The following is a 5,936-nucleotide window of genomic DNA, read 5'->3' as shown; positions in this document are numbered from 1 at the left end:
AATCAGGCGGCTTCTCTCCAGGCTTCTGTTCGCGACACAACACCACGCAGGGGACGTCTGGGCATGGTTTCGGTGGCGGCAGTCACATCAAGCGGTTGCGGCCATTTCGCATCGGGCGAAAAGATATAATATGCAACTGTAGCACTAGGCCGCGCCGGGACCGGATTTCCGGCCGCCGTCTACCGCAACGAGAGTGTCCGCCTGCCGTTGCGGCATGCCTGCTGTCTCTGCCGGGATGCCCGACGACTTTAGGCGGTAAACTCATAAATTCGCTTGGTGTTTTTTGGCAGCTGTGATTCAAGGCTTCCGAATGAGGGAGCTTTGAAATGACGCGCCGCCGCTATGAACTCACCGACCATGAATGGTCGATCATCTCGCCGCTACTGCCAAACAAGCCGCGCGGTGTTCCTCGGGTTGATGATCGTCGCGTTCTGAACGATCGTGTCCCGAGAATTGGTATAACAGTGCAGTCGCCGTTTGATCTCCGGCAAGGTTGTCCGGGATAGTCAGGCTGCCGCGACGGGCTGCAGGCTGGTCAGCGGATCATCGCCCAAGGGGGCGACGGATTCCAGGGTCATATAGCGGGATCGCTGGACGGCCCATTCGTCGTTCTGCTCCAGCAGGATGGCGCCGATCAGTCGGGTGATGGCGGCCTCGTTGGGGAAGATGCCGACGACCTCGGTGCGACGCTTGATTTCGCCGTTGAGGCGCTCGATGGAATTGGTCGAGTGCAGCTTGGCGCGATGCGCGGCGGGGAAGTCCATGTATGCCAGGACGTCGGTTTCGGCGTCGTCCATCACGTCCGCCAGTTTCCGGGCTCTGGGGCGCAGTTGGTCGGCCACCTGGCGCCATTGCGCACGGGCGGCCTGACACGGGCGGCCCGGGCGGTGTCCTGGGCGAAGGCGGTGCCGATGAAGGCCGAGACGACGCGGCAGCCCTGTTTGCCTGCATGGGCCAGCACGTTGCGCATGAAATGGACGCGGCAGCGCTGCCAGGTGGCGTTCAGCACCTTGGCGATGGCCGCTTTCAATCCTTCGTGGGCGTCGGAGACCACCAGCTTGACGCCGCGCAGGCCCCGCCGCGCCAGCTTGCGCAGGAAGTCGGTCCAGAAGGTCTCAGCCTCGCTGGGGCCGATGGCCATGCCCAGGACTTCGCGTCGCCTGGCGGTGTTGGCACCGACCGCGATGATCACCGCCACGCTGACGATGCGGCCGTCCTGGCGCACCTTGACGTAGGTGGCGTCGAGCCAGACATAGGGCCAGTCGCCCTCCAGCGGGCGGTCGAGGAAGGTGGCGATCTTGCCGTCGATTTCGGCGCACAGGCGGCTGACCTGGCTTTTCGAGATGCCGGTCATGCCCATGGCCTTGACCAGATCGTCGACCGACCGCGTCGAGATGCCCTGGACATAGGCCTCCTGGATGACGGCGGTCAGCGCCTTTTCCGCCATCCGGCGGGGCTCCAGGAAGCACGGCAGATAGCTGCCTTTGCGCAGGCGTGGGATGCGCAACGCCACCGTCCCCGCCCGGGTCTCCCAGTCGCGCTCGCGGTAGCCGTTGCGGTGGACAAGGCGCTGATCGGGCTTGCGCTCACCATGCCCGGCGTCGGTCAGCGTCGCCACCTCCAACTCCATCAGCCGCTCGGCGGCAAAACCGATCATCTCGCGCAGCAGATCGGCATCTGCGCTCTTTTCCAGCAGGCCACGAAGGCTCATCATCCCCAGGCAAACGCTGTTACACCATTCGGCGGGACGTGACCCCGCGCCGGGTTTGCCGGAGGCTCCAACTCTTGAGAGGATGGAGCCATGACCAGCAGGATGACGAACAAATTTGTCCCCAAAGTGCGTAGCTGCGCGGTCCGGATGGTTCTCGAGCACGAGAGCGATCACGCCTCCCACTGGGCCGCCATCGCCTCGATCGCCGGCAAGATCGGCTGCACACCGGAGACGCTGCGGCTGTGGGTGAAGCGGGCCGAGCGTGAGGGCGGTAAGATCGACGGCGCCGCCCCGGACCTGAACGCCCGCCTGAAGGCACGCGAGCGGGAGAACCGCGAGCTGCGGCAGGCGAACAAGATCCTGAGGAAAGCGTCGGCGTATTTCGCGCTGGTGGAGCTCGACCGCCGACAGAAGTGATGGTGTCGTTCATCGACGATCACCGCAACGTCTATGGGGTCGAGTCGATCTGCCGTGTTCTGCCGATCGCCCCGTCGACGTATCACGTTCACGCCGCTCGCCGGCTCGATCCCTCGACGGCGCCTCCTTGGGTGCGCCGTGACGTGGAGCTGCGTCACACGATCCGGCGGGGGTTCGACGAAAACTTCCGGGTCTACGGCGTTCGCAAGGTCTGGCGACAGATCAACCGCGAGGGCATTCCCGTCGCGCGATGCACGGCGGCTCGGCTGATGAAACAGATGGGACTTCAAGGCGTTGTTCGTGGTCGACCGATCCGGACGACCATCTCGGACAAGGCGCCATGCCCGCGTGACCTCGTCAATCGACAGTTCAGGGCGCCGGGACCGAACCGGCTCAGGGTCTCCGATTTCACCTGCGTGGCGACCTGGGCGGGTTTCGTCTACGTCGCCTTCGTGATCGACGTGTTCACGCGGCGTATCGTCGGTTGGCGGGCAAACCGAACCGCGCATGCGAGCTTCGTGCTCGATGCCCTCGAGCAAGCCCTCCATGCGCGCCGGCCGGCACCCGGTGGCGGTCTCGTCCATCACAGCGATTGAGGCGGACAATACCTGTCGATCCGCGACACCGAACACCTCGACGACGCCGGCGTGGTGCCCTCGGTGGGCAGTGTCGGGGATTCCTACGACAACGCCCTCGCCGAGACGATCAACGGGCTCTACAAAGCCGAGGTGATCCATCGGCGCGGACCTTGGCGGTCCTTGGAAGCCGTCGAGTATGCGACCCTCGAATGGGTCGACTGGTTCAACAACCGCCGGCTCCTCGAGCCGATCGGTAACATCCCGCCGGCCGAGGCCGAGCAACGCTGGTGGGACGAACAGGAGCAGGCGGCCAGCGCCGCCTGATTCAATGCGCCGAGCCTCCGGCAAACCCAGCGCGGTTCATATTTCGTAAGATTATCAACACTATAGCGTTTCCACCAGGTTATCTCTCGCCGTCCGGCTTACGCGCGCCACCGGCCCGGGAGGCGTGCGCCGAAGGCATCCACCACCCGCGCGAAGGCCGCTTCGGCGCCCGCCGACAGGCCGGCATAGCCGGGGAAGTTGTGGATCATGTCGGGCAGGCGCAGATGGTCGACCGGCACGCCCGCAGCCGCCAGGCGGTCGGCCATGGCGTCGCCCTGGTCGGAGAGCGGGTCGAAGCCGGCGGTGGCCAGCACGATCGGGCAGGTGCCGGCGACATCCGGCCAGAGCAGGGGGGAGGCGCGGGGGTCGCGGGCGTCTTCGGTGCCGGTCAGCAACAGATCGCAGAACCAGTCCATGGTGGCGGTGTCGAGGAAATAGCCTCTGCCGAGGGCCGCCATCGACGGATAGCTGACCTCTTCTCCGGCATTCGGGCGGAAATCGGTCACGGGATAGAGCGCCAGACCCGCCACCGGCTGCGGGCCGTTCGGGCGGTCGCGGGCGGTGAGTGCCGTGACCAGGGTCAGGCAGCCGCCGGCGCTGTCGCCCGCAAGCCCGATCGCGGCCGGATCGGCGCCCCAGGCCGCGGCATCGCCGGCCACCAGGGTGAAAACGTCCCAGGCATCCGCCACCGCCGCCGGGAAGGGATGTTCCGGCGCCAGGCGGTAATCCGGGGTCAGGACCAGCGCGCCCAGCCGGTCGGCCAGCCAGCGCGACTGGTTGTCATAGGCCGCCGGGTCGCCGACCACGAAGCCGCCGCCGTGGAAATAGATCACCAGCGGCAGGGCCGGGGCATCGCCCGCCCGCGCCGGCCGGTAGAGCCGGGCATCGATCACCCGGTCCGGCAGCTCCAGCACATGTTCCGTCATGGCGACCGGCGCTTCGGGGGCGCGGATGCCGCGGATCAGATAGCGCTCGCGATAGGCGGCGCGCGCCTCGGGCACCGGCAGGTCGCGGATGCTCGGCCCGGCGGGGGCCTCGGCGGCGGCCTTCAGCATCGCCCTGAGCGCGGGATCGAGTGCGTCGTCGGTCATGCGGGGAAACTCCGGTCGGAGGGGGGGATATCGCGGCTATTGTGACTTTCATGATATCAAAATACAATATCCGCATTGCCCTCCTCCAATGGATGCCGCCCGCGATGTACGTGCCCGCCCATTACCGCACCGACGACCCCGCCGCCATTCTGGGCTGGCTGGCCCGCTTCCCCTTCGGCACGCTGGTGACCGCGGGCGCCGACGGCCTGCCGCTCGCCACCTCGCTGCCGGTGATTACCGAAGGCCAGGGGATCACAGAAGGTCAGGGCATCACAGAAGATCAGGACCCCGACGACATCACCGGTCTCACCATCGCCGCCCATATGGCCCGGCGCAACCCCCATGCGGCGGCGCTGTCGACCGGCATGCCGGCCCTGCTGGTGGTCAACGGCCCCGATGCCTATATCTCGCCCGCCTGGTATGAAAGCCCCGTCAATGTGCCGACCTGGGACTATGTCGGCCTGCAGATCCGCGGCCGGCTGACGGTCGTCGACGACCGCGACGGCCTGCTCGACCTGATGCGCCGCCAGATCGCCGCCTTCGAGGCCCGCACCGCCACCGGCTGGACCCTGGATGCGGCACCGGAGCCCCATGTCGACCGGCTGATCCAGGGCGTCGTCGGTCTCCGTATCCAGGTGGAGCGGATCGACTGCATGCAGAAGCTCAGCCAGAACAAACCCACCGACCGCCCCACCATCCAGGCCGCACTTCGTGCGTCCGGCAGCGATTACGGGCCGGTGGTGGCGGGGTTGATGGATCTGGTCAAATGACGACTCTTATGACGCTGTAAGACAATTATCTGGACGTTACCCCGTGGCCTCGATCAGCAGGAAACCGTCTACGACGGCCAGCGTCACGATTCGTCCGTCATCCGAGACCACCATGCCGGGGGTCAGGCCATGCGCCTCCTGCCAGCCGCGCACCGCAACCGGCCAACGGGTCCGGATCCGCCCGGTGCCAGGTTCCAGCGCCCGGGTCAACAATCGCATGAAGGTGGTCTTGCCTGCGCCGGTCTCCCCCATGATCCAGGTGACATGGCCGCGCCGCGCCGTCGCCCGAAGCCCCGACAGCCCCCGCCCGTCGGCATGAACATAGCCGAGATGATCGAAAGTGACGGCCCCGTCGCGGATCACCAGCGGTTGCGCATGGAGCCGGATCGGCATTTCCGGCGCCTGCCACATGCGCAACAGCGGCCGCAGCCGCGTCAGAGAACGAACCACGTCATCGATCACATGGCCGGCGGCCTCGAGAGGCTGATTGAGCTGCAGAAGCAGGGTGTTGTACAGCACCACCTCGCCGATGGTGAGCTGCCCTGCCCGCCAGGCCGGCAGCAGCAGCGCGAAGGTGATGGCGATCAGCAAGGCCAGCGCCACGCCATATATGGCGGCGTAGGCGATCCGCCGCCGGCAATAGGCAGCCCAGCGATCCAGCAGCCCGTACATCTGCCTTTGATGATGATCGCGCGTCCAGGCGGTGCCTCCCACCTGCCGCACCGCCTCTACGGCGCCGATCACATTGCCGAAGACCTGCGCCACTTGCTGATCGGCGTCGATCGCTGCATCCAGATGCCCGCGCGTGCGTGACGTGGCCAGCCAGGTAATACCAATGAGCGCTGACCCCGACTCACGATAGGGGATTCCCAAGACCCGCGGATTGTGAGTCACTCTGGCAAACAGCCGGAGCGATCCCCATGTCAGCACCGATCCCCCTTCGCCCCGATTATGACGGCGCCGGCCTTCGTGCCCTGGCCCGACGGTCGAAAGATGCCGATCAGACACGCCGCCTGCTGGCGCTTGCCTTGATCTATGATGGCGG

3 protein-coding genes, 3 pseudogenes and 1 other annotated feature are annotated in these 5,936 nt (G+C 66.4%); of the genes and pseudogenes, 3 read left to right on the top strand and 3 right to left on the bottom strand.

The genetic code is table 11. The features are described 5' to 3' along the window. Window positions 1–326 precede the first annotated feature (326 nt). Window positions 327–437: pseudogene (locus WI697_RS27295) on the top strand (IS5/IS1182 family transposase); the annotation flags it as partial. Between the two features lie 69 nt (window positions 438–506). Here the strand turns inward: WI697_RS27295 and WI697_RS27290 are convergent. After that, window positions 507–1,714 (bottom strand): annotated as a pseudogene (locus WI697_RS27290) (IS256 family transposase). Between the two features lie 87 nt (window positions 1,715–1,801). On the opposite strand from WI697_RS27290, the pseudogene WI697_RS27285 reads away from it, so the two are divergent. Continuing rightward, window positions 1,802–3,030, top strand: a pseudogene (locus WI697_RS27285) (IS3 family transposase). Next, window positions 2,086–2,202 (top strand) — a sequence feature (AL1L pseudoknot). (Overlaps the previous pseudogene by 117 nt.) 98 nt (window positions 3,031–3,128) lie before the next feature. Here WI697_RS27285 and WI697_RS27280 read toward each other — a convergent pair. Continuing rightward, window positions 3,129–4,121: an alpha/beta hydrolase gene (locus tag WI697_RS27280; RefSeq protein ID WP_345960668.1), complete on the bottom strand. Its 993-nt coding sequence runs from the start codon at window positions 4,119–4,121 to the stop codon at window positions 3,129–3,131. Window positions 4,122–4,225: 104 nt separating this feature from the next. On the opposite strand from WI697_RS27280, the gene WI697_RS27275 reads away from it, so the two are divergent. Further along, window positions 4,226–4,891, top strand: a complete 666-nt coding sequence (locus WI697_RS27275) for an FMN-binding negative transcriptional regulator (protein WP_345960667.1) — start codon at window positions 4,226–4,228, stop codon at window positions 4,889–4,891. 36 nt (window positions 4,892–4,927) lie between these two features. Here WI697_RS27275 and WI697_RS27270 read toward each other — a convergent pair whose 3' ends face one another. Continuing rightward, window positions 4,928–5,821 carry an ATP-binding cassette domain-containing protein gene (locus WI697_RS27270; RefSeq protein WP_345960666.1) on the bottom strand — a complete coding sequence of 298 codons (894 nt, stop codon included), beginning with the start codon at window positions 5,819–5,821 and terminating at the stop codon, window positions 4,928–4,930. Between the last annotated feature and the right edge of the window lie 115 nt (window positions 5,822–5,936).

This window comes from Tistrella mobilis (assembly GCF_039634785.1).
GTDB lineage: Bacteria > Pseudomonadota > Alphaproteobacteria > Tistrellales > Tistrellaceae > Tistrella > Tistrella mobilis.
Note: the sequence above shows the minus strand (reverse complement) of the source record. Positions and strands in the feature narration are given on the sequence as shown.